General features: G+C 61.0%; 21 protein-coding genes. 8 read left to right on the top strand and 13 right to left on the bottom strand.

Annotated features, from left to right (window positions below):
• Nucleotides 1-128 precede the first annotated feature (128 nt).
• The gene (locus tag A6D6_RS17885) at nt 129-1,142 is read right to left on the bottom strand and encodes an amidohydrolase family protein (protein WP_133492984.1); all 1,014 of its coding nucleotides are present in this window, start codon (nt 1,140-1,142) and stop codon (nt 129-131) included.
• A gap of 149 nt (nt 1,143-1,291) precedes the next feature.
• Here A6D6_RS17885 and A6D6_RS17880 point away from each other — a divergent pair, with 149 nt between their 5' ends.
• Genes A6D6_RS17880 through A6D6_RS17870 form a run of 3 tightly spaced genes read left to right on the top strand, consistent with a single transcriptional unit; the run spans nt 1,292 to nt 3,506 of the window.
• Nucleotides 1,292-1,699 carry an MbcA/ParS/Xre antitoxin family protein gene (locus tag A6D6_RS17880; RefSeq protein WP_159661460.1) on the top strand — a complete coding sequence of 136 codons (408 nt, stop codon included), beginning with the start codon at nt 1,292-1,294 and terminating at the stop codon, nt 1,697-1,699.
• A complete protein-coding gene (locus tag A6D6_RS17875; protein WP_159661459.1) occupies nt 1,696-2,403 on the top strand; it encodes an RES family NAD+ phosphorylase in 708 nt (235 codons plus the stop codon). The genes A6D6_RS17880 and A6D6_RS17875 overlap by 4 nt, the downstream gene beginning before the upstream one ends.
• Before the next feature lie 5 nt (nt 2,404-2,408).
• The gene (locus tag A6D6_RS17870; RefSeq protein ID WP_159661458.1) at nt 2,409-3,506 is read left to right on the top strand and encodes an NAD(P)/FAD-dependent oxidoreductase; all 1,098 of its coding nucleotides are present in this window, start codon (nt 2,409-2,411) and stop codon (nt 3,504-3,506) included.
• A 114-nt stretch (nt 3,507-3,620) separates the two neighbouring features.
• Here A6D6_RS17870 and A6D6_RS17865 read toward each other — a convergent pair whose 3' ends face one another.
• The 6 genes from A6D6_RS17865 to A6D6_RS17840 all read right to left on the bottom strand — a co-directional run bounded on the left by A6D6_RS17865 (nt 3,621) and on the right by A6D6_RS17840 (nt 9,519).
• Nucleotides 3,621-4,340 (bottom strand): proteasome-type protease, encoded by a 720-nt coding sequence (locus A6D6_RS17865; protein WP_133492980.1) that lies wholly within the window; start codon nt 4,338-4,340, stop codon nt 3,621-3,623.
• A gap of 16 nt (nt 4,341-4,356) precedes the next feature.
• Nucleotides 4,357-5,154, bottom strand: coding sequence for a transglutaminase family protein (locus A6D6_RS17860; RefSeq protein ID WP_133492979.1), 798 nt, complete (start codon nt 5,152-5,154; stop codon nt 4,357-4,359).
• On the bottom strand, nt 5,151-6,080 hold the full coding sequence (locus A6D6_RS17855) for an alpha-E domain-containing protein (RefSeq protein WP_133492978.1): 930 nt from the start codon (nt 6,078-6,080) through the stop codon (nt 5,151-5,153). Before A6D6_RS17855 ends, A6D6_RS17860 begins: the two co-directional genes overlap by 4 nt.
• Entirely contained in the window at nt 6,074-7,513 is a 1,440-nt protein-coding gene (locus A6D6_RS17850; protein ID WP_159661457.1) for a circularly permuted type 2 ATP-grasp protein, read from the bottom strand. Before A6D6_RS17850 ends, A6D6_RS17855 begins: the two co-directional genes overlap by 7 nt.
• A 327-nt stretch (nt 7,514-7,840) precedes the next feature.
• The gene (locus A6D6_RS17845) at nt 7,841-8,770 is read right to left on the bottom strand and encodes an electron transfer flavoprotein subunit alpha/FixB family protein (RefSeq protein WP_133492976.1); all 930 of its coding nucleotides are present in this window, start codon (nt 8,768-8,770) and stop codon (nt 7,841-7,843) included.
• Nucleotides 8,770-9,519 (bottom strand): electron transfer flavoprotein subunit beta/FixA family protein, encoded by a 750-nt coding sequence (locus A6D6_RS17840; RefSeq protein ID WP_133492975.1) that lies wholly within the window; start codon nt 9,517-9,519, stop codon nt 8,770-8,772. The genes A6D6_RS17845 and A6D6_RS17840 overlap by 1 nt, the downstream gene beginning before the upstream one ends.
• A 573-nt stretch (nt 9,520-10,092) precedes the next feature.
• Here A6D6_RS17840 and A6D6_RS17835 point away from each other — a divergent pair.
• Entirely contained in the window at nt 10,093-11,748 is a 1,656-nt protein-coding gene (locus A6D6_RS17835; RefSeq protein ID WP_133492974.1) for an electron transfer flavoprotein-ubiquinone oxidoreductase, read from the top strand.
• A 46-nt stretch (nt 11,749-11,794) separates the two neighbouring features.
• Here the strand turns inward: A6D6_RS17835 and A6D6_RS17830 are convergent, their stop codons facing one another.
• Entirely contained in the window at nt 11,795-11,950 is a 156-nt protein-coding gene (locus A6D6_RS17830) for a hypothetical protein (protein ID WP_159661456.1), read from the bottom strand.
• Nucleotides 11,951-12,074: 124 nt separating this feature from the next.
• Between A6D6_RS17830 and A6D6_RS17825 the strand changes: the two genes are divergently transcribed.
• A complete protein-coding gene (locus A6D6_RS17825) occupies nt 12,075-12,941 on the top strand; it encodes a LysR family transcriptional regulator (protein WP_159661455.1) in 867 nt (288 codons plus the stop codon).
• 141 nt (nt 12,942-13,082) lie between these two features.
• On the opposite strand, the gene A6D6_RS17820 is transcribed toward A6D6_RS17825, so the two are convergent.
• Entirely contained in the window at nt 13,083-14,621 is a 1,539-nt protein-coding gene (locus tag A6D6_RS17820) for a bifunctional GNAT family N-acetyltransferase/carbon-nitrogen hydrolase family protein (RefSeq protein WP_133492972.1), read from the bottom strand.
• 12 nt (nt 14,622-14,633) lie between these two features.
• Complete coding sequence (locus A6D6_RS17815) at nt 14,634-15,005, bottom strand: hypothetical protein (RefSeq protein WP_133492971.1); 372 nt, start codon at nt 15,003-15,005, stop codon at nt 14,634-14,636.
• A 21-nt stretch (nt 15,006-15,026) separates the two neighbouring features.
• Between A6D6_RS17815 and cobB the strand changes: the two genes are divergently transcribed.
• Together cobB and A6D6_RS17805 are read left to right on the top strand one after the other, a co-directional pair.
• Nucleotides 15,027-15,737 (top strand): Sir2 family NAD+-dependent deacetylase, encoded by a 711-nt coding sequence (cobB, locus tag A6D6_RS17810; RefSeq protein WP_159661454.1) that lies wholly within the window; start codon nt 15,027-15,029, stop codon nt 15,735-15,737.
• A gap of 310 nt (nt 15,738-16,047) precedes the next feature.
• Entirely contained in the window at nt 16,048-17,124 is a 1,077-nt protein-coding gene (locus tag A6D6_RS17805) for a 3-deoxy-7-phosphoheptulonate synthase (protein WP_133492969.1), read from the top strand.
• Nucleotides 17,125-17,319: 195 nt separating this feature from the next.
• Here A6D6_RS17805 and A6D6_RS17800 read toward each other — a convergent pair whose 3' ends face one another.
• The gene (locus A6D6_RS17800; protein WP_159661453.1) at nt 17,320-18,180 is read right to left on the bottom strand and encodes a redoxin domain-containing protein; all 861 of its coding nucleotides are present in this window, start codon (nt 18,178-18,180) and stop codon (nt 17,320-17,322) included.
• Between the two features lie 344 nt (nt 18,181-18,524).
• On the opposite strand from A6D6_RS17800, the gene A6D6_RS17795 reads away from it, so the two are divergent.
• Entirely contained in the window at nt 18,525-19,361 is an 837-nt protein-coding gene (locus tag A6D6_RS17795; protein WP_133492967.1) for an ion transporter, read from the top strand.
• Here A6D6_RS17795 and nirD read toward each other — a convergent pair whose 3' ends face one another.
• Both nirD and nirB read right to left on the bottom strand, forming a co-directional pair.
• Nucleotides 19,362-19,703: a nitrite reductase small subunit NirD gene (nirD, locus tag A6D6_RS17790; RefSeq protein WP_133492966.1), complete on the bottom strand. Its 342-nt coding sequence runs from the start codon at nt 19,701-19,703 to the stop codon at nt 19,362-19,364.
• Between the two features lie 3 nt (nt 19,704-19,706).
• Nucleotides 19,707-22,238 (bottom strand): nitrite reductase large subunit NirB, encoded by a 2,532-nt coding sequence (gene nirB, locus A6D6_RS17785; RefSeq protein ID WP_133492965.1) that lies wholly within the window; start codon nt 22,236-22,238, stop codon nt 19,707-19,709.
• Nucleotides 22,239-22,507 lie beyond the last annotated feature (269 nt).

The raw sequence follows: 22,507 nt of genomic DNA, 5'->3' as shown, positions 1-22,507 counted from the left end.
CGGCTCCGTGGTTTTCGTTGTGGGAAGCTGGCTTGCCAGCGAATCGGCGTGCCAGTATCAGTGTGTTGCGTGTCCGCGGCCGGCCCCACACCTGAAGGACAGTAGTGGGCTTGTGAACCGTGATCTTCCTATTTCGCCACGGCGCCCTTTTCCGGCACCAGCGCCTTGGCGTTGTCGCTGGCCACCCGTCGCGCCACGTCTGCCGGCAGGGCGTCCAATAGTGGCCGGTAGCTGTTGAGGATCTTCTCCATGCTGTCGAAATGCCCGACCAGGTCGGTGCCCAGGGTGAACCGGTCGGGGTGGTCATTGATCAGCGTCAGCCACTCCTTGCGCGGTTTGTCGTCGTCCAGCAGATAGTGCTCCCGCACACTCCAGGACAGATCCACATGGAGGTTGTCATAGCGCTCCAGCAGCGCGCGGACAATGGCCGGCAGCGTTTCCAGCGGCGCCTGCCGCGCTTCCACCCCACCACTGGTGCCGGCGTGGGCAAGAATAAAGCGGGTCTTCGGGTTTTCCTTGAGCGCGTCTTCCAGCTCCTCAAGATAGATCGGCGTTTTCTCCCGTAGCGAAGTCAGATTACTGTGCAGCAGCACCGGCAAACCGTGGCGGGCAGCGACCCGGTATACCTTCATCAGCGCCGGGTGATTGGCCCGCGGCGTCTCCCCTTCGGTCAGAGCGGTGAGGTCATCGTGACGAGTGATCAGCTCACCGATCCCGCGCCACAGGCCCGGATAGCGCTCGATCAGCGCCTCCACGTGTCGGGCGGCATTGAGGTCGGTGGGATTGATACCGCTGATAAAGGGCACCAGCTTCCGCCGGCGCTCTTGCGGCAACGCCGCGATAGCCTGGGCCAGCAGGTCGTCGGTGGCGCTGTAGTAGTACAGTGGCGCTTCGTCACCAAGGAAGTAGCGGGGCCGGCGCGGCGCGCCCTGCTCCCATTTTTTCACCACCGGCAGACCAAAGACCCAGGCCTGCTCCACACTGGCTTTGTCCATGGCCTCGAACATGGCGTCCATGCCTTCGCTTTCCTGCATGAAATCCACGTAATGCAGGTGCGCATCCACATAGGGCCCCTCGTAATGAGTGTCCCGTGCCCACAACGGTGAGCTCGCCAGCAACGCCAATACGGCCAGAAATCGCATTATTTGCTTTCCTCCATGATGTCCTGCCTTCCTTGACCGGCGGGTAAACCGGGAGTTCTGTGGATTATACAGAGTCTTACTCTTTGGTCTATATATAGACAAGTAGATAATTTGTGCCTCATAATGGACAAAACGTCAGGAGGTGCCCCATGCAACCGGCCCACGACACCCGGAATCTGCCCGCCCTGGACGACCAGGCCCGCCATGCCGCCCTGCGAGCGGTGCTCAAACTGCTCGATTTGTGGCAATGCACGGAGAAGGAGAAGACCGCGCTGCTCGGCGTCGGCCGCTCCACCCTGCACAAGTACCAGAGTCGCCCGGAAAGCGCCCGCGTTTCCAATGATTTGCTCGAGCGCCTGAGCTATCTGCTCAACATTCATCAGGTATTGCGCACCCTGTTCGGCAACCGGGAAAACGTCTATGGCTTCGTGCGCATGCCCAACCATAATGCCTACTTCAACGGCACCAGCCCCATGGAAGCGATGAGCACCGGGCGGGTCGCCAGCCTCTACGAGGTATTCCGTCATCTGGACAGCCTGCGCGGGGGCCAGTGGTGAACCAGGCGGACTATCGTGAACTGCCTCTGCGCGCCTTTGATCACCAGGAGGCGTATCGTCTGGTCAACGGCAAATATCCGCCCATCGATCTGTTTGACGATGTCGCCGACGAAAGCGATTTCAGCGCCCTGTTCGCGGTGCAGGCCTTGACCAATCCCCGGCTGCAAACCCAGATCGGAGAGCTGAACCGGGTACCACCGGAGCGCCGCCCCTGGGGTATCCCCGGCTGCAGCTACGCTTTGGCGCCTTTTGTCCACGTCAACCCCGCCGGCTCGCGCTTCTCCGACGGCGGTTTCGGTGTGCTGTACTGTGCCGAGCGCATGGCCACCGCCATCGCCGAGACCCGCTACCATCAGCAACGTTACTTCCAACAGGTGGTCGGGTTGAAGTACGACCGGGTTGTCATGCGTGGCCTGCGAGTGCGTTTTTCCGCCGGGTTGCGCGACATTCACAACCCTCTTCGCGACGACGACCATTGGTATCACCCGGAGGATTACAGCGGTGCCCGCCGCCTTGGCCAGCGCCTGTTCGAAGCAGACGAACATGGCCTGGCCTACAGTTCGGTACGCGATCCCGGAGCCCTGTGTTTCGCCCTGCTCTCCCCGCACCTGGTGGAGTCGGTGATCCCCAGCACACACTATGAATACATCTGGGATGGCGAGCGTATCGCCCACGTGCTCACCATCCGACGCGTCACCGGATGACCGGCATGGACACTCTGGGAACCGTGATCATCGGTGGCGGCGTGGTGGGCCTGGCCATTGCCAGGGAACTGGCCCTGGCCGGCCGGGCGCCGGTATTGCTGGAGGCGGAAACGCACTTCGGCGAGCACCTGTCCTCACGCAACAGCGAGGTCATCCATGCCGGCCTTTATTACCCACCAGGATCCCTCAAAGCGATGTCCTGCCTGCGTGGCAATGCCCTGCTCCATGAGTATTGCCGGCGCCGCCGGATAGCCCACCGCCGTTGCGGCAAATGGGTGGTGGCAAAAGGCGAGGAGCAGACCCGGCAACTGCGGGCTTTGCACGACAACGCCATCGCCGCTGGCGCCGGAGGGCTGCATTGGTTGGGGCGCGCCGCACTGGAACGCGAGGAACCCTGGCTGGCGGCGGATCTGGCATTGTCCAGCGAGCGCACCGGCATCGTCGACAGTCATGGCCTGATGATGGCGCTGGCCACCGATGCCGAGGACGCCGGTGCGCTACTGTGTTTGCGTCACGGAGTGACCGCCTCGAGCGGAGACCGGCACGGCTTCGAGTTACAGGTGGCCGGCCCGGAGGGCGACTTTGAGTTACGTTGTGAGCAACTGGTGATCGCCGCCGGACTGGGCAGCGTACCACTGCTGCAACGTCTGCATGGGCTGCCCGCGGCTCTGGCTCCGCGACAGGGGCTGGCTCGCGGCAATTATTTCCGCCTGCGTGGCGCCAGCCCCACCCGACGGCTGATCTACCCGCTGCCGGAACGGCACGGCCTTGGCGTGCATCTGACCGTGGACCTCAGCGGGCAGGCGCGCTTCGGGCCGGACGTGGAATGGATCGACGACGTGGACTACCGCGTCAATCGCCAACGCGAGTCCGCTTTCGAAAACGCGGTGCGCGCCTATTGGCCGGGCCTGCCGCCCGCCTCGCTGCTGCCGGACTACACCGGCATTCGCCCCAAACTGCGCCTGGGGGACGAACCTTATACGGATTTCTGTCTGTTCGACGCGCAGGATCACGGCCTGCCGGGCCTGATCGCCTTGCTGGGCATCGAGTCACCCGGACTTACCGCCGCCCTGGCGTTGGCGGAGCGGATTCGGCGATATTGAAAACTGGCGCTCCGTCCAGGGCGGTTCCTCAATTGCGGACTTGCCTGCTTGCACGCCGACTCGCTGCTAAAGCAGCTTCCCACAGCGGCTTCGTAGCCGGTAAGCGGCCGCCGCTTACCATTCCATGTCCGGCATCGCCTGAAAGGCGCCGCGCAAAGCCTGGGACCAAGCCTCTCCCAACGCCCGGAAGCCTTCGTGATGCTCATCCACATCAAAGTGAAGATGATCATCAAAACTGTCGCGGGGGTACTTGAGGATATCCAGGGGCAAGCCCACGGACAGATTGGAGCGGATCGTGGAATCAAGACTCAGCAAGGCGCATTTGATGCCATCGTCCAGGGAGGTGCGGTATTCCACCACCCGATCAATGATCGGCTTGCCGTACTTGGTCTCGCCAATCTGAAAGTACGGCGTATCCGCGGTGCATTCGATGAAATTGCCTTCCGGGTAGACCAGGAACAGCCGCGGAGGCTCACCGCGAATCTGACCGCCAACGATAAAGCTGCTGCCGAAATCCACTGAACTCTGAGTCTGGCCGGCATCGCGCTGACGCACTTCACGGCTGGTGGCACCGACGATGGTCGCCACGTCGTACAGTGAACCAACACCGTTGAGATTGGGCCGGTCGCTGTCCAGGCGCATGCGCAGCAAGCTGACCACGCTCTGGGTGGTGGCCAGATTGCCGGCGCTGAGCAGCACCACCAGACGCTCCCCGGTCACCTGAAAGGTGTGCAGCTTGCGAAAAGTGGCGATCTGATCGACGCCGGCATTGGTCCGCGAGTCCGCGGCGAACACCAGCCCTTGCTCCAGGCGCATGGCGACGCAGTAAGTCATCGGTTTCTCCGGACGGTCACTGATCCCCGGCGCTGGTCTGCCGCACCCGGGCCGCCGCGCGCAGGGATTCCACGCCACCGCCGTAACGGACGCCGCGCACCGGGCAAGCATCCAGATAATCGAACCCCACCGCCAATTTCAGATGGCGCCTTGGGCGGCGGGTCTGGTTGGTCACGTCGAACGTGTGCCAGCCATCGCCCGACCAGACTTCGGCCCAGGCATGACTGGCGACGTGCTCGGAATCATCGCTGTAAAGATAGCCGCTGACGTAGCGGGCGGGAATCCCCAAGGCCCGACAGCAGGACAAAAACACATGGGTATGATCCTGACACACTCCCTTGCCCAACCGGTACGCTTCGGCGGCGGTGCTGGACACATCGGTGACACCAGGCGTGAATGGCATTTTCGACAAGATAGTGCCACTCAAATGCTCCAGATTGGCCAGAGTGTCGGCGCCGCTCTGGTGGTCCCGGGCCAGTTCATGAAGCAACGAATCAGGGCGGGTAAACGGCGAATAGCGGCAGTAAACCAGGGGGGAAATCCGAGTGTCATCGTCTTCCCTGTCCTCACCGTCGATTTCCACCTCACCCACCGCGGTGAGACGAATGCATTCGTGGGGCCGGTCCAGGGTCAGCACGTGCAGGATATTCCCGAAGCCGTCGGAGGCTTCACTGGCGGGCTCCGGCATATCCAGGTGCCAGCGCAAAACACGCTGACGGGGCGACGGGCGTGGCGTCAGCCGCAGATATTGCGTGCTGTGCAGCACCCGTTCGGAGTAACGATACTCGGTGCTGTGACGAATCGACAGTTTCATACGACCTCCAGGTATTCCTCACGGATGGTGTCCGCCAGCTCGTTGACGCGACGCAGAAAATCGGTCAGATAATCATGCAAACCGATCTCCAGAATATGCTCCAGATCACCATACTGCAGACGGGCAAACTGCACCGCCGCCAGCCGCTTGGCGGTCTGGCCGGCCTCGCCTTCGATCGCCGGCAGCATTTCGCACAACATCTTCATACAGGAACGCAATGAGCGCGGCACCTCGGCACCGAGGATCAGCAGCTCCGCCACCCGGTCGGCATTGATCGCCTCACTGTAAAGCTCACGGTAGGATTCATAGGCTCCCACCGAAGTAAGCAGCGCGTGCCAACGATAAAAGTCCAGTGTCTCGCCGCCGTCGGCGGCACCGATCTGATATTTCACATCAAGAATGCGAGCGGTGTTGTCCGCCCGCTCGATAAAGGTGCCGATACGCAGAAAACGGAAGGCGTCGTTACGCATGATGGTGCCGTAGGTGGCGCCCCGAAACAGGTGGGAGCGGTTCTTGACCCACTCAAAAAAGGCGCTGACACCGAATTGGTCAAGACCGCCCCGGCGCAGCTCCCTCAGTTCCAACCAGGTACTGTTAATGCTTTCCCACATCTCACCGGTGATCTTGCCGCGCACCGCATGACCATTCTCCCGCGCCAGACGCAGGCAGTTGAAGATACTGCCGGGATTGTCTTCATCCAGCGTGAAGAAGTGCAGCACGTCACGCACCCGCACCTGATCATGACGGCTCATGAACAATTCATTGGTGCCGGTGATCATCAACGGGGCCATCATTTCGTCACGGGGGTTGGTGACGAAGGACATCATCGACAGATTCCAGGCCACGTCGAGCATGCGCGCGGTATTCTCGGCCCGCTCGATGAAACGGGACAGCCAATAGAGATCCGAAGCAGTGCGGCTCAGCATGACGGCGCCTCCACCACCCAGGTATCCTTGGTACCGCCCCCTTGGGACGAGTTCACCACCAACGAACCAGCGTTCATCGCCACCCGCGTGAGGCCGCCAGGCACCATGCGGGTGTCACGACCATCACTGAGCACGAACGGGCGCAGATCGATATGTCTGGGGGCGATGCCCTGCTCGACGAAGATCGGACAGGTGGACAGCGACAGAGTCGGCTGAGCGATGTAATTGTCGGGTCGCGCCCGCAGACGCTGACGAAAACTCTCAATTTCCTCGCGGCTGGCCGCCGGCCCCACCAGCATGCCGTAACCACCGGCACCATGAACCTCCTTCACCACCAGTTCCGGCAGGTGCTCCAATACGTACTCCAGATCCTCCGGACGGCGGCATAAGCGGGTCGGAACGTTCTCCAGAATCGGCTCCTCACCCAGGTAAAACCGGATCATTTCCGGTACGTAAGGATAGATCGACTTGTCATCACCAACGCCTGAGCCAATGGCGTTGGCCAGCACCACATTGCCCTGCCGGTATACCGACAGCAGACCAGGCACACCCAGCATGGACTCCGGATTGAAGGCCAGCGGATCGAGAAAATCGTCATCGATGCGGCGATAGATCACGTCCACCCGTTGGGGTCCGGCGGTGGTGCGCATGTAGACGAAGGCATCCTTGACGAACAGGTCCGCCCCCTCCACCAATTCGATTCCCATCTGCTGGGCCAGGAAGGCGTGCTCGAAGTAGGCGCTGTTGAAACGCCCCGGGGTCAGCAGCACCACCGTGGGATAGGCCACCGCGCTGCTGTGCTGCAGAGTATCCAGCAACAGCGATGGGTAGTGCTCCACCGGCGCCACCGACTGTCCGGCGAACAGCTCCGGAAACAAGCGCATCATCACACGCCGGTTTTCGATCATATAGCTGACCCCGGACGGGGTACGCAAATTGTCTTCCAGGACGTACCAGGTGCCCTTACCGTCACGTATCAGATCCACGCCGCTGACGTGGCTGTACACCTGGTTGGGCAGATCCACATCCTGCATGCAGGGCTGGTAATGGGCGTTGCCGTAGATCTGGTCGGCGGGAATGCGGCCGGCACGGATGATGTCCTGGCCGTGGTAAATATCATCGAGAAACCGGTTCAGCGCCCTCACCCTCTGGGCGGTGCCCTGCTCCAAATGACGCCATTCCTGCTCGGGAATAATGCGGGGAACCACATCGAAGGGAATCAGCCGCTCCGCACCGCTCTCCTCCCCGTAAACGTTGAAGGTGATACCGACCCGGTGAAACAGCAGCTCGGCTTCCTGGCGCTTGCGCTGCAGCAGCGAGTTGGACTGCCCCAGCAACCAGCCGTGATAACTGGAATAATGGGGGCGGACCGCCCCTTCCCTGGCGAACATCTCATCAAAGCCGGACATCACCGGCGGTGCAATCGACAGCATGGCGCTTTATTCCCTGTGGCCCTTTCCCCAACGACGGGGATGGCAACGAGCTCAGCAAGGGATATGCCAATTCAGGGGCAAGGATTCCGGGGCTTGCGCCCCGGTATGGCGCAGGACGGCGGTCGATGCTGAAGCAAGCCGCCCTAAAAGCACCAAATCAGGGCATGACAGCAGCACCGGAGACGGACTATTCGCGAGTGAACTCGCATCCCACGGCAGCGTCGTTGTCCCGTCTGTGGGAAGCGAGTTCACTCGCGAATGGGCTGCTCATAACGCAGAAAGCCCGGCGCGGGGCCGGGCTTTCCAGGACATCGTCGAATGCCGGTTTTAGAGCTTGCTGTCCAGCTCCGGTACCGCTTCGAACAGATCCGCCACCAGACCGTAGTCCGCCACCTGGAAGATGGGGGCTTCTTCGTCTTTGTTGATGGCCACGATCACTTTGGAGTCCTTCATACCCGCCAAGTGCTGGATGGCACCGGAGATACCGACGGCGATGTACAGGTTCGGGGCGACGATCTTACCGGTCTGACCCACCTGCATGTCGTTCGGTACGAAGCCGGCGTCAACGGCGGCGCGGGACGCACCCACGGCGGCGCCGAGTTTGTCGGCCACTTTGTAGAGGATTTCAAAGTTGTCGCCGTTGCCCATGCCACGGCCACCGGAGATCACGATGTCGGCGCTGGTCAGTTCCGGACGGTCGGACTTGGCCAGTTCCTCGCCCACGAAGGAGGAGATACCCGCGTCCTTGACCACGTCAACGTTCTCAACGCTGGCGGAACCGCCTTCCTCGGCAACGCCGTCGAAGGAGGTGCCACGCACGGTGAGCACTTTCTTGGCGTCGGCGCATTTCACGGTGGCGATGGCGTTACCGGCGTAGATCGGACGCTTGAAGGTGTCGCCGTCAACCACGTCGGAAATTTCGGAGATCTGCGGCGCATCCAGCAGCGCGGCCACGCGCGGCGCGAAGTTCTTGCCGGTGGTGGTGGCGGCGGCCAGGATATGGCTGTAATCACCGGCCAGTTCAACCACCAGGTCGGCGATGTTTTCGGCCAGTTGGTGCTCGTAGGCGTCGTTGTCGGCGCACAGCACTTTGCTCACGCCATCCACCTTGGCGGCGGCTTCAGCCACGGCGCCACAACCTTTACCGGCAACCAGGACGGTGATGTCGCCACCGATCTCTTTGGCGGCGGCAACCACGCTCAGGGTAACCTTGTTGAGCGTCGCGTTATCGTGTTCGGCGTAGACTAAAACACTCATCAGATCACCTTCGCTTCGTTTTTCAGTTTATCCACCAGCTCATCAACGGAGCCCACCTTGACACCGGCACTGCGTTCCGGCGGCATTTCCACTTTCTCGGTGGTGACGCGCGGAGCCAGGTCAACGCCCAGATCGGCCGGGGCTTTCACGTCCAGCGGCTTTTTCTTGGCTTTCATGATGTTCGGCAGGGAAGCGTAGCGAGGCTCGTTGAGACGCAGGTCGGTGGTCACCACCGCCGGCAGGCTCAGCTCAACGGTTTGCAGACCGCCGTCGATTTCACGGGTCACTTTCACTTTGCCGTCGGCCACGTTCACTTCGGAAGCGAAGGTGCCTTGCGGCATGCCGGTCAGAGCCGCCAGCATCTGGCCGGTCTGGTTGTTGTCACCGTCGATGGCCTGTTTGCCGAGGATCACCAACTCCGGCTTTTCTTCATCAACGATGGCTTTGAGGGCTTTGGCGATACCCAGAGGCTGAGCTTCCTCGTCGGTTTCCACCAGAATGGAACGGTCCGCGCCCAGCGCCATGGCGGTACGCAGTTGTTCCTGGGCGGCCTTGGGACCGATGGAGACGGCAACGATCTCGGTAACCACGCCTTTTTCCTTCAGCCGTACCGCTTCTTCCACAGCGATTTCACAGAAGGGGTTCATGGCCATTTTCACATTGGCGAGATCAACACCTGAGTTGTCTGCCTTCACGCGAACCTTAACGTTGTAGTCAACGACTCGCTTGATGGGTACAAGAACCTTCATAGGATCCTCGGAATGTTCCACTGATGACTTGTAGAAGGAGGCGAGACGACGCCGTTACCGGGTCCACCCCCGCGAGAGAGCGGCTATCTTGAACTCTGCCCGGAACGAGGTCAATAGGCCGGAAAATCGTAACCAGATGATTTTGTTGCAAATAGGCATCAATTTTCGTCCATTTTTCATGACCTTGCGGTCATCCCGACAAGAATGACAGGATTGCCCGGTCTCCCCCATCCTTGCCCATTTCCACTGATCCGACCATAATCCAAACGCCCGTTTGAATTATCGTGGAAAACCATTCCGAAAGTGGTGGAATATAGCTGATGCTTATATACTCCGCGCACCCTAAGGCCTGCCCCCGCCCGGTTTATACGATGGCGGATGCAGGCGCCCGAACCTCTGAACAGCGCTCTATGTCTTGCCGGCCCATAAGGCCCGCAGCGACTGGCCGGCCATACCAGGGCCCGGAACAATGTGCGCCGAGCCGAGCACCGAATCACGTGGTGTATCGCTCGGGGGTTCCCGACCGGCCCCAGCAGAAGGGCTGTAACGCAACCGATAGTTAGGAGACAGGCTGTGGAACGCGAATCTATGGAAGTCGACGTTGTCATCGTCGGCGCCGGTCCGTCCGGTCTCGCAACCGCCTGCCGTCTGGGTCAGATCGCCCAGGAAAGCGGTCAGGAACTCAGTGTGGTCGTAGTGGAAAAAGGTTCCGAAGTCGGCGCACATATTCTTTCTGGCGCGGTTCTGGAACCTCGCGCCCTGAACGAACTGTTCCCCAATTGGAAGGAACTGGGCGCGCCACTGAATACTCCCGTCACCGATGATGAGATCTTCTACCTCACCGGTGCCGAGAAAGGCTCCAAAGTGCCCAATCTGTTCGTGCCGAAGACCATGCACAACGAGGGCAACTACGTGGTTTCCCTGGGCAATGTCTGCCGCTGGCTGGCCGAGCAGGCCGAAGGCCTGGGCATCGAAATCTTCCCGGGCTTCGCCGCCACCGAAATCCTTTATAACGAAGACGGCTCGGTAAAAGGCATCGCCACCGGCGATTTCGGCATCGACCACAACGGCGAGAAGAAAGACAGCTACATGCCGGGCATGGAGCTGCACGCCAAGTACACCGTTTTCTCCGAAGGCTGCCGCGGCCATCTCGGCAAGCAGTTGATGGAAAAATTCAACCTGCGCGAAGGCACCGATCCCCAGCACTACGGCATCGGCATCAAGGAGCTGTGGGAAATCGATCCGTCCAAGCACCGCCAGGGCCTGGTGGTGCACACCGCCGGTTGGCCGCTGACTGAGTCCGGCTCCCCGGGCGGTGGTTTCCTCTATCACCTGGAGGACAATCAGGTCACCCTGGGTCTGATTACCGACCTGGCCTATTCCAACCCGCACGTTTCTCCGTTCGATGAGATGCAGCGTTGGAAAACCCATCCGGAAATCAAAAAGTTCCTGGAAGGCGGCAAGCGTCTCAGCTATGGCGCCCGCGCCATCGCCAAGGGCGGTCTGCAATCCCTGCCTAAGATGACCTTCCCCGGTGGTCTGCTGGTGGGCTGTGACGCCGGCACCCTGAACTTCGCCAAGATCAAGGGCAGCCACACCGCCATGAAATCCGGCATGATCGCCGCCGAGCTGATGGCCGAAGCGATCAAGAACGGCCAGAGCCATGATGAGCTGGTGGCCTACAAGGATGCGTTCGAGAAAAGCTGGATTCACGAGGAGCTGTATCAGCAGCGCAACTTCGGCCCGGCTCAGCACAAGTTCGGCAACTTTATCGGTTCCGCCTTCGCCTTCGTGGACATCAACCTGTTCAACGGCAAGCTACCGATCACCATGCGCGATACCACGCCGGATCACGACACCCTGAAGCCAGCGGATCAGTGCAAGAAGATCGACTACCCGAAACCGGACGGCAAGATCACCTTCAATAAGCTGGACTCGGTGTTCCTCTCCAACACCAACCATGAAGAGGATCAGCCCTGCCATCTGCAGTTGAAGGATCCAAGCATTCCGATCGAGTACAACCTGCCCAAGTACAACGAACCGGCGCAACGCTATTGCCCGGCCGGTGTGTACGAAGTGGTGGAGGATGAGAACTCGGGCGAGAAGCGCTTCCAGATCAACGCGCAGAACTGTGTGCACTGCAAGACCTGCGACATCAAGGATCCGACCCAGAACATCAACTGGGTGGCTCCGGAAGGCACCGGCGGCCCCAACTACCCGAACATGTAGTCGGCCGCTCCGGTCCCAGGAAAAAGGCGCCTCAGGGCGCCTTTTTTTATCGGCGAGCCATACGCCGGCGGCGCCAGAGCCTTTCCAGACTGGCGATCAGCCGCAGCGGCGGCATGACCGGCATGGCCAGCCGGGGTTCCGGCACTGTTTCCGGGTCTTTCCACCCACCGGGTGGGCGCTCAAGGGGGTCGTGGATACCCATGACGGTTTCCTTCCTGAATGTAAGTTTTTCCCACCCTGCCGCCGCCTCATTATTCAATCAAACGAATTAATCTATACTTACCTTTCAATTTTTTTGAAAGCACCCGACACCGCCGGAGGCCGCCATGGATCTTCCCCTGCTCGATATCGATGTGATCCGGAGTTTCGTCGCCATTGCCGAAAGCGGCGGCTTCAGCCGCGCGGCGGCGACCGTGCATCGCACGCCTTCCGCCCTGAGCATGCAAATTAAACGGCTGGAAGAGATGCTCGATCAGCCCTTGTTCATCCGCGAGGCGCGGCAAGTGAGGCTCACACCCCAGGGCGAGGCGTTGCTCGGTTACGCCCGTCGCCTGCTGAAACTCAATGAAGAAACCGTCGGCCACTTTCTCCAACCGGCGCTGAGCGGCCGGGTGCGGCTGGGTTCACCGGACGATGTCGGCACCCGCATTCTGCCCCGGGTGCTGGCGCGTTTCGCCCGCACACACCCGGCGGTGCAGGTGGATGTGCTGGCCGGGCGCAGTGTGGATCTGGTGCAACGGCTCAATGACGGTGATCTGGACATGACACTGGTGACCGTGGGGAACGATGGCCTGGAGCCGACGCTGGGGAAAGTGGTGCACAGCGAGCCACTGGTATGGGCCGGTCGCGATGGAGGCCTGGCGGTACAACGACGTCCTCTGCCACTGTCCTTGGCCAATCAGGGCTGCGCCTGGCGCCGGGTCGCATTGGCGGCGCTGGATCACGCCGGTATTGATTACCGGATCGCCTACAGCAGTGAACATTGCGCCGGCCAGGAGGCCGCCATGCTGGCGGATCTGGCCGTGGCGCCGTTTCCACAAAGCCTGGTGAAGCCGCCGTTGCGGCGGCTGGACGAGGATGGGGCCCTGCCGGAGCTGGGCCATTACCAGATCGCACTGGTCCGCGGCGCCGCCGGCCCCGCCCATGACGCCCTGGCGGGAGAGGTGAAAGCGGCGTTTCGGGATTATCGTTAAGGGGCGCAAAGGCACGCTTACACGCGACACGCTGGCACGCCAAACCCATGGCCCGTTGGCACGGCTTTACAGCCATGAATTCGGACAATATTCACTGGTTTGCCTGCGAATCAGCGTGCAGGCGTGTTGCGTGCCAGCGGGCTAGTCCAGCGCCCTGAGCCCTTTCCAGGTCAGATCGTACAGATCCCCACGGCGGTCGCGCAGGTTGGTCACCGAGCCCTCACTGTGCAGCAGCTTGAGCTTTTCCAGATCCACGTCGGCGAACAGCAGCATTTCCGTGTTCGGCACGGACTCACTGATGATGCCGTCGTGGGGAAAGTAGAAATCGCTGGGGGAGAACACCGCGGACTGGGCGTACTGAATGTCCACGTTGTCCACCCGCGGCAGGTTGCCGATGCTGCCGGAAATGGCCACGTAGCATTCGTTCTCGATGGCCCGCGCCTGGGCGCAATGACGCACCCGCAGATAACCGTTCTTGGTGTCGGTCCAGAACGGCACGAACAGAATCTCCATGCCCTGCTCCGCCAGCAGCCGCCCCAGCTCCGGGAACTCCACGTCATAGCAGATCAGAATGCCGATACGGCCGGCGTCGGTGTCGAAGATGCGCAGTTCATTGCCGCCCTGGATCGCCCAGTCCTTGCGTTCGTGGGGGGTAATGTGGATCTTGCGCTGCTCTTCCACGGAGCCGTCCCGGCGCATCAGATAGGCTACGTTGTACATGCGGCCATTCTCTTCCACCGGCATCGAGCCACCGATGATATTGATGTTGTAGCTAACCGCCATGTCCGCCATGGCATCGCGGACCTCATCGGTAAAGCTGGCCAGATAGCGCACCGCCTCCACCGAGTTGAGTTCCGGTTTCAGCCCCATCAACGGCGCGCTGAAAAATTCCGGCAGGACGGCGAAATCGGCTCGATAGTCGGACAGTGAGTCGACGAAGAACTCCACCTGCCCCAACAGATCCTCCACCGACCGGGCGGCACGCATACGGCGCTGCACCACGCCGATGCGCACGGTGGCGCGGCGTGGCCACTCACCGTCTTCCTCCGGCTGATAAAGAATGTTGTCCCACTCCAGCAGAGTGGCGTAGCCACGGGAGCTTTCATCCTCGGGCAAGTATTTGGTCAACAGCCGTTTGACATCAAAGCCGTTGGACAGCTGAAAAGTCAGAATCGGGTCGTAGATAGACCGGCTTTCCACCTGGGCGATGTACTCGGTTACCGACATCTTGTCGGCGTGATTCTTGTAGCCAGGCAAGCGCCCTCCGGCGAGAATCGCTCTCAGATTCTCGTCGCGGCACAGTTCCTTGCGTGCTTCGTAGAGACGACGGCCGAGCCGATAGCCACGGTATTCCGGATCGACAAACACGTCCAGGCCGTACAGCGCGTCACCTTTGCGGCTGTGGGAGCGGATCTTGTCGTCGGTAATCAGATCCTCATAGCGGTGCGGATTGGAGAAACGATCGTAGTCCACCTTGATGGTCAGTGCCGCCGCCACCAGCTCGTCGTTGTCGTCGATCACCAGTTGCCCTTCCGGGAAGATGCGGATCAGAGCCTTGATGGTGTCTTCCGGCCAGGCACCACCGATATCGTGATAAACCTGGTCCATCAGCCGGGCCAGCGCCGGGTAGTCTTCCGCGGTCAACTGCCGCAGCCGCAAACGGGTGCTTTCTTCCGCCATGACGATCTCCGCTCAATTGAGAGGGGGAAAAGGAATCAGCCAGCAACGATGCTGGTCACGCAGGGCATTCTGGCCGTCAGGGTACAGCGCCACGCCGTCCGGACGAATGAACAACACCGCGCCGGAATGAAGGGCCACATAACCGGAAACCTGCTCCGCCACATAGCCCTCCCCTTCACGGTAAGTTGGCCGCAGCTCATCGGGAATGGTCTCATAACCGATCAGCCCGTTGGCAAGTGGGTCGTCCACGGAGGCGCGATCACGGTACAGACCGACGGCGTCCGCCCCCACCAACAGCACCATGCCCTGGTGAAAATGCAGCAGATTGACCCGGCCGCGCTGCGGCAGGGACAGTATCTCCTGCTGTGCAATAATGGTGTCCATAATTCTCCATGGGTCAGGATCATGCAGGAAAAGATTGTAATACTTACCGGTGCCGGAATCTCAGCGGAGTCCGGTATCCGCACCTTCCGCGACAACGGGGGCCTGTGGGAGGAGCACCGTATCGAGGAGGTGGCGACACCGGAAGCGTTCCAACGCGACCCGGTGAAAGTGCACCAGTTCTACAATCAGCGGCGCTGGCAGTTGCAGGGAGCGGCCATTGCCCCCAACCCCGCGCACCAGGCCCTGGCCCGGCTGGAAGCCGCTCTGCCCGATCAGGTGTTGCTGATCACCCAGAACGTGGACAACCTGCACGAACGGGCCGGCAGCCGCAACCTGATCCACATGCACGGGGAACTGTGCAAGGGCCGCTGCCGCACCACCGATGCCCTGGTCACCTTGGACCACGAACTGAGCACCGAGCTGGCCTGCCCGCTGTGCGGGGTACCCGGCTGTCTGCGCCCCCACGTGGTGTGGTTCGGTGAGATGCCCCTGGAGATGGACCGGATCTACGCGGCGCTGGCCGGCTGTGAGCGGTTCATCAGCATCGGCACCAGCGGCAACGTCTACCCCGCCGCCGGTTTCGTCGCCGAGGCCCGCGCCAGCGGCGCCCATACCGTGGAACTGAACCTGGAACCCTCGGAGCAACGCAACGCCTTCCACGAACACCACCACGGCCCCGCCACCCAGTTGGTGCCGGAATATGTGGAAGGGTTGATCGAGGAATACGGGTAAGTAAGGCGAGTTGACAGTTGATAGTGGACAGTGGACAGCCAAAAGAAATGCGGAAGTACAAAAGCCATTTGCGTATCAACAAAGTCGATTCATGCCTTTTCTGTGGGAAGCTTGCTTGCAAGCGAATGCCGCCGAGCGCCTGAACGAACCCCATTCGCTTGCAAGCAAGCTTCCCACAGCGGCTAAAGATCACCTGTTTTTGTCTTTCGCTGTCCACTGTCAACTATCAACTGTCAACTATTATCAACCGCCCCGTATTCCGCTAGACTGCGGGTCCGCAGAGACTGAAAACACAGGCCAATCCAGCATCATGAGCCAGATAAAACAGGTAGACGATCTCAATATCGAGTCCCAGCAGGTGTTGATCACGCCGCGGGCGCTCAAGGAAAAGTTGCCCCTGACCGACGCTGCCCGGGAAGCGGTGGTCGGCGGCCGGCAGGTGATTCGTGACATTCTCGACCGCAAGGACCCGCGCCTGTTCGTGGTGATCGGCCCCTGCTCCATCCATGACCCGAAGGCGGCGCTGGAATACGCCGGCCGGCTCAAGGCCCTGGCCGAGGAAGTCAACGATGCGCTCTATCTGGTACTGCGTGTCTACTTCGAGAAGCCCCGCACCACCGTGGGCTGGAAGGGTCTGATCAACGACCCGCACATGAACGACTCCTTCAAGGTGGAGGAAGGGCTGCATATCGCCCGTCGTCTGCTGCTGGACGTGGCCGAACTGGGCCTGCCGGCGGCCACCGAGGCACTGGACCCGACCACGCCACAATATCTACAGGACTTGATCGCCTGGTCCGCCATCGGTGCCCGCACCACCGAGTCCCAGACTCACCGGGAAATGTCCTCCGGTCTGTCCAGCCCGGTGGGGTTCAAGAACGGCACCGACGGCAGCCTGGATGTGGCGGTGAACGCCATGCTCAGCGTTGTCCATCCGCACCGTTTCCTCGGTATCGATCCGGACGGCCGGGTGGCGCTGACCACGACCCGGGGCAATCCTTACGCTCACGTGGTGCTGCGCGGCGGCGGCGGCAAGCCGAACTATGATTCCGTCTCCGTGGCCCTGGCCGAGAGCGCGCTGCAGAAAGCCGGCGCCTCCACCAACATCATGGTGGACTGCTCCCACGCCAACTCCAACAAGGATCCGAGCCTGCAGCCGCTGGTGATGGAAAACATCGGCAATCAGATTCTCGAGGGCAACACCTCCATCGTCGGCCTGATGGTCGAGTCCCATCTCAACGAAGGCAATCAGAAAATTCCCGAGAATCTGGACGATCTGCAATACGGTGTCTCGGTCACCGACGGTTGCATCGGCTGGCAAACCACCGAGGACGCGATCCGCGCCCTGGCCAGCAAGGTCCGCGACGTATTGCCTCGGCGCGGTCGCTGAGTCCGGCGGGGAAACAGAGAAAACGCGGTCCTTTTCCGGGATCGCCGCACTCCAATTCGCTGGCAAGCCAGCTTCCCACAGGGGCTCCGGAGCTGCTGTGGGAAGCTGGCTTGCCAGCGAATACTTTGGGCATGGCGCGGTTCGCATGCAGCGGCCCGCCGCCCGGACAAAGCGCTCACGGCCGCTTCGTGGTTTCTACCGTGACGCTGGCACCGCGCTGTCCAACACTCTGAGAAAGGTCACCGGCTCGGATCGGTAACGGGAATTTCCGGCCTTGTCCACGTAGCGGATATCACCCAGGCTATCGATGATGATCACCGTGGGGTCCACGGTATCGGATTGATGCCCCAGCAATTCCAGCCCCAGGGGCGTGCCACCGGGATCCAGCAAGCGCAGTTCCCGGGCAGCGGCCAGTTGCGGATCGATCCAACGTTCAAGCGGCACCCCGAGCCGATCCGCCATGCGACAGGAGCGGGCGTCGCTGTCGGCACTGATCAGCACGATACGAGCGCCGCGGCGCCCCAGCGCACCACGGTGCCTGGCCAGAAGACGCAGCAACTCCACGCTTTTGGGGCACCAGTCACTGCGATGAAATAGCAGAACCGCCGGAGCGCCTCGCAATGAACAAGAAGAAACCGCGTTGCCGCGCAAGTCCTGAAACGTCAGAACCGGTAACCGCTGACCGGGACGAGGCCCGTCGTTACGCTCGCGGTAGGGCGGGAAGTACCACAACAGGCAGGCGGCCAGTCCGGCCAGGCCGATTGCGGTATATGTCCAGGCCAGTGGCTGGGGATCATCCAGCGACAATGTGGCAAGCAGGGTCCAGGCACTGCCAAGCCAGGCGCACAGCAGCACCACCGGCAGTTGCGTGCCGCAACCGGAACGGCCACGCCGCACCAGCCATACCGCCAGAGACAGGGTTGGCGCGTTGACCAGCAAAGGGCCAAGCCAGATCCAGTGACGCTGGGAGACCGCCATCCAGAAAGCGTGGCAACAGATCACCGCGGCCACCAGCGGATGCACGGCGATCAGGAAAGCCCGGATCCGTTTCATCATGTGCTGCTTGCCATCCCCGTTCACGCCCCCATCCATGGGCATTATCACGGTCCGCGACACAGTGTCCTTGCGTCGCCCTCGCCGCGCCAATGCCATACCCCTCATTGTCGCCCCCTGACTGTTATTGACTTTCATTATGCGGATCGCGGGGCCAGGCCGCCGCTATCGGAGGTGATTGCGTATCTCGCTTAAACGTTTTTCCCAACGCTTCGGAATACGTTACAAGGGATAAGTTAGGTGGTCATGGAAGGTTTAACAAGAGAGAATATCAACCGATTAATAAGGGTGACCGTCCTTATAACGCCATTCCGGCCAACCCGCACAACCATGGAGCAACCGGCAGCATGTCGCCTCGCTATTCCTCACAGCGTGAACGCTGGCGCCATATCATCTTCGGTACCGACACCCCGGCCGGACGCTATTTCGATCTGCTGCTGATCGTCGCCATCATCACCAGTGTGCTGGCCGTGATGCTGGACAGCGTGCAATCCATCCACCAGCATTTTGGCCCCTGGTTATACGGTGTGGAGTGGTTCTTTACTATTCTGTTCACCCTGGAATATCTGGTTCGCCTCTGGGTCAGCGATCGTCCAGTGCGATACGCTCGCAGTTTTTTTGGTGTGGTGGACCTGCTCTCCGTGGTCCCCACCTATATCAGTCTGCTGGTGCCGGGCGCCAATTACCTGCTTACCATCCGCGCTCTGCGGGTGCTGAGAATCTTCCGGATCATGAAGTTGGCGGCGCTAATGAGCGAGGCCAATCAATTGGGCAACGCACTGATTCGCACCCGCCGCAAGATCGGTATTTTCATGTTCTCGGTGCTGGTGGTGATCATCATCTTCGGCAGCCTGATCTATGTGGTCGAAGGACCAAACAATGGCTTCACCAGTATTCCGCGCAGTATTTACTGGGCCATCGTCACCGTGACCACGGTGGGCTACGGTGATATCTCACCGCAAACCCCCATCGGTCAGGCGGTGGCGTCCCTGGCGATGATCACGGGCTACGCGATCATCGCCGTGCCCACCGGCATCGTCACCGCCGAGATTTCCGCCGCGCACATCGCTCGCCGTTATGAACGGGAATGCCCCAACTGCCACCGCCATGACCACGATCCGGACGCCCGCTTCTGCAAGCAATGCGGTACCGGTTTGCCGAAGCCCGGTGGCGGCGAGCCCTGATCAGCCGACAGCGACTTCCACCAGCTCGCCGCGCAACCGGACCGGGTACACGGCCAGGGATACCGTCTCGTCCTCCAGGCACTTCCCGGTTTCCAGACAGAAGTGCTGTTTGTACAGCGGAGAGGCCACCACCCGGGTATCCCCCAGCGAACCCAGCAGACCGCGGCTGATCACATTGGCGCGACTGAACGGGTCCATGTTATCCAGCGCATGGAACTGGCCCTCACGGGTGCGGAACAGCGCCGCCTGCCCTTGGGGCAGACGCACGCCCACCCCGGTACCGGGCAGGATTTCGTCCACTTTGCAGATCGTTTTCCATTCCAGAGTCACGGAACTGTTCATGCCTTAACCCTCCTGTTGCACCAGTTCGATACGTTCATGTTCATAGGCCGGACGACGCTGCCCACGTTCGCGGACGTAGTGCAGGTTGTCGTCGGCGATATCGTCGTTGACGAAATGTTTGAAACGTTTCACCGCCTCGGGATCTTCCACCGTGGTTTTCCACTCGCACTGATAGGTCTCGATCACCCGCTGCATCTGCGATTCCAGTTCATCGCCGATACCCAGCGAGTCATCCAGGATCACCTGCTTGAGGTAGTCCAGCCCGCCGTCCAGATTTTCCAGCCACACGCTGGTGCGCTGCAGCCGGTCGGCGGTGCGAATGTAGAACATCAGGAAGCGGTCGATGGTCCTGATCAACTGTTCATCGGACAGATCCGAGGCGATCAGATCCGCGTGGCGAGGACGCATGCCGCCGTTACCACAAACATAAAGGTTCCAGCCCTTGTCGGTGGCGATCACGCCCACGTCCTTGCTTTGCGCCTCGGCGCATTCCCGCGTGCAGCCGCTCACCGCCATCTTGATCTTGTGTGGGCTGCGCAGTCCCTTGTAGCGCTCCTCCACCTGGATGGCGGTACCCACCGAATCCTTGACGCCATACCGGCACCAGGTAGAGCCAACACAGGATTTCACCGTGCGTAGCGATTTGCCGTAGGCATGGCCGGTCTCGAACCCGGCGTCCACCAGGATCTTCCAGATTTCCGGCAACTGCTCGACACGAGCGCCAAACAGATCCACCCGCTGGCCGCCAGTGATCTTGGTGTACAGATCATATTGCTTGGCCACCTCCCCCAGCACGATGAGCTTGTCCGGCGTGATTTCGCCGCCGGGTACGCGGGGCACGATGGAGTAGGTGCCATCACGTTGCATGTTGCCGAGAAAATAATCGTTGGTGTCCTGCAGACCGGCGTGGGGTTTGCTCAGTACATAGTCGTTCCAGCAGGACGCCAGCACCGACGCGGCCAGAGGTTTACAGATATCACAGCCATCGCCGCTGCCGTGTTTATCCAGCAGTTCGTCGAACGTTTTGATTTCCCCTACCCGCACCAGGTGATAGATCTCCTGGCGGGAGTACGGAAAGTGTTCGCACACGTGGTTGTTCACCGCCACGCCGCGCTTGGTCAGCTCGCTGTCGAGCACCTGTTTGACCAGAGCCGTGCAGCCGCCGCAAGTAGCGGAGGCCTTGGTACAGGCCTTGAGGTCACCAACGGTGGTGGCACCTTCATCAATGGCCGCACACAGGGCCCCCTTGGAAACATTGTTACACGAGCAGATCTGAGCACTGTCCGGCAAGGCGTCAGCGCCGAGCATGGGAGCATCGCCGGCGGCCGGTGCGATAAGAGCGGCGGCCTCTCCCGGCAAATCGATCTGATTCAAGCACAGTTGCAGCAGGCTGCCATAGTCATTGGCATCCCCCACCAGCACCGCGCCCAACAGCTTCTTGCCGCACTCGCTGACCACCACTTTCTTGTACACGCCGGTGCTCTGGTCAAAGAACACCGCGCTGCGGGCACCCGGCGTCTGGCCATGGGCGTCCCCCACCGAGGCCACATCCACGCCCATCAGCTTCAGCTTGGTGCTCATATCGGCGCCCTGGAAACTCGGCTCGGAATCCGCGCACAACCGCGCCGCGGCGGTTTCCGCCATTTGATAGCCCGGCGCCACCAGACCGAAGATCCGCCCTTGCCATAACGCCACCTCGCCAATGGCGAAAATATCCGGGTCGGAGGTGAGACAGTAATCATCGATCACCACCCCGCCGCGCTCACCGAGCTCCAGCCCGCAGGCGCGGGCCAGGCTGTCCTCGGGACGAATACCGGCGGAAAACACGATGATGTCGGTTTCCAGGTGACGCTCTTCACCGAAATCCATGCGATGGCGGTGTTGTTCGCCGTCGACGATGGCACGGGTGCCGGTGCTGGTGTGGACCGTCACGCCCAGGGTCTCGATTTTGTCCTTCAACAAACCGCCGCCGAGATCGTCCACCTGCACCGCCATCAGACGCGGCGCGAACTCCACCACATGGGTTTCCAGCCCCAGGTCGTGCAGGGCCTTGGCCGCTTCCAGGCCAAGCAGCCCGCCCCCCACCACGGTGCCAACACGGGCCTGATCCGAGGCGGCGATAATCTCGTCCAGATCATCCAGAGTACGGTAAACAAAGCAGTTCGGACGGTCGTTGCCATCGATGGGCGGCACGAACGGATAGGAACCGGTGGCCAGCACCAGTTTATCGTAATCGAGCCGTTCCCCCGCCTCGGTGATCACCACCCTGGCGTCCCGATCGATCTCGCGCACCCGGGTGGACAGCTTCAGTGTCAGCCCCGGTTGTGCCATGAACCCCTCCGGCACCAACGACAGGGCATCGGCATCGCGCTCGGTAAAATACCGGGTCAAGCCAACCCGGTCATAGGCCGGCCGGCTCTCCGCGCACAGGATCGTCACGTCGTAGTGATCAAGACCACCACGGTCCGCCAGCGCCTCCAGAAAGCGCTGCCCCACCATACCGTGGCCTACCAGCAACACCTTTTGTTTCGTCATGGGAATGTCCCCTTTCACCGTTTCCGCTTGCCAACTGTTGAACAGGGTGAAAGCAAAGCCCATGCCACATGCATAACCATTTGATTTAAATGGACTTAATGCCATGGAGAACGATCAAGGGACGGGAGGTTCGCTTTAGTGGCGGGCAAGAGCGCCCCATTTCGAGGCAGATTATGGTGCGCCATCTTGGGACAAAAACGGGGGCACGGGTCTGTAACGGAAGAGGCTATCAAGCCGCTATATTCGCCAGCAAGCGGGTCTCCCACGGA

Origin of the sequence: Alcanivorax xiamenensis (genome assembly GCF_009846745.1) — a bacterium.
Classification (GTDB): domain Bacteria; phylum Pseudomonadota; class Gammaproteobacteria; order Pseudomonadales; family Alcanivoracaceae; genus Alloalcanivorax; species Alloalcanivorax xiamenensis.
The sequence above is the reverse complement of the archived record's forward strand: the minus strand, read 5'-3'. Positions and strand labels throughout refer to the sequence as shown.

Excerpts from the sequence above, each read along its gene's own strand:
- A6D6_RS17820 (WP_133492972.1), bottom strand. The coding sequence starts at position 14,621 with ATGGCGGAAGAAAGCACCCGTTTGCGGCTGCGGCAGTTGACCGCGGAA.
- A6D6_RS17830 (WP_159661456.1), bottom strand. The coding sequence starts at position 11,950 with ATGGGTATCCACGACCCCCTTGAGCGCCCACCCGGTGGGTGGAAAGAC.
- A6D6_RS17825 (WP_159661455.1), top strand. The coding sequence starts at position 12,075 with ATGGATCTTCCCCTGCTCGATATCGATGTGATCCGGAGTTTCGTCGCC.
- A6D6_RS17855 (WP_133492978.1), bottom strand. The coding sequence starts at position 6,080 with ATGCTGAGCCGCACTGCTTCGGATCTCTATTGGCTGTCCCGTTTCATC.
- A6D6_RS17805 (WP_133492969.1), top strand. The coding sequence starts at position 16,048 with ATGAGCCAGATAAAACAGGTAGACGATCTCAATATCGAGTCCCAGCAG.
- A6D6_RS17795 (WP_133492967.1), top strand. The coding sequence starts at position 18,525 with ATGTCGCCTCGCTATTCCTCACAGCGTGAACGCTGGCGCCATATCATC.
- nirD (WP_133492966.1), bottom strand. The coding sequence starts at position 19,703 with ATGAACAGTTCCGTGACTCTGGAATGGAAAACGATCTGCAAAGTGGAC.
- A6D6_RS17865 (WP_133492980.1), bottom strand. The coding sequence starts at position 4,340 with ATGACTTACTGCGTCGCCATGCGCCTGGAGCAAGGGCTGGTGTTCGCC.
- A6D6_RS17860 (WP_133492979.1), bottom strand. The coding sequence starts at position 5,154 with ATGAAACTGTCGATTCGTCACAGCACCGAGTATCGTTACTCCGAACGG.
- A6D6_RS17800 (WP_159661453.1), bottom strand. The coding sequence starts at position 18,180 with ATGATGAAACGGATCCGGGCTTTCCTGATCGCCGTGCATCCGCTGGTG.
- A6D6_RS17850 (WP_159661457.1), bottom strand. The coding sequence starts at position 7,513 with ATGCTGTCGATTGCACCGCCGGTGATGTCCGGCTTTGATGAGATGTTC.
- A6D6_RS17840 (WP_133492975.1), bottom strand. The coding sequence starts at position 9,519 with ATGAAGGTTCTTGTACCCATCAAGCGAGTCGTTGACTACAACGTTAAG.
- A6D6_RS17885 (WP_133492984.1), bottom strand. The coding sequence starts at position 1,142 with ATGCGATTTCTGGCCGTATTGGCGTTGCTGGCGAGCTCACCGTTGTGG.
- A6D6_RS17815 (WP_133492971.1), bottom strand. The coding sequence starts at position 15,005 with ATGGACACCATTATTGCACAGCAGGAGATACTGTCCCTGCCGCAGCGC.
- cobB (WP_159661454.1), top strand. The coding sequence starts at position 15,027 with ATGCAGGAAAAGATTGTAATACTTACCGGTGCCGGAATCTCAGCGGAG.
- A6D6_RS17880 (WP_159661460.1), top strand. The coding sequence starts at position 1,292 with ATGCAACCGGCCCACGACACCCGGAATCTGCCCGCCCTGGACGACCAG.
- nirB (WP_133492965.1), bottom strand. The coding sequence starts at position 22,238 with ATGACGAAACAAAAGGTGTTGCTGGTAGGCCACGGTATGGTGGGGCAG.
- A6D6_RS17870 (WP_159661458.1), top strand. The coding sequence starts at position 2,409 with ATGGACACTCTGGGAACCGTGATCATCGGTGGCGGCGTGGTGGGCCTG.
- A6D6_RS17845 (WP_133492976.1), bottom strand. The coding sequence starts at position 8,770 with ATGAGTGTTTTAGTCTACGCCGAACACGATAACGCGACGCTCAACAAG.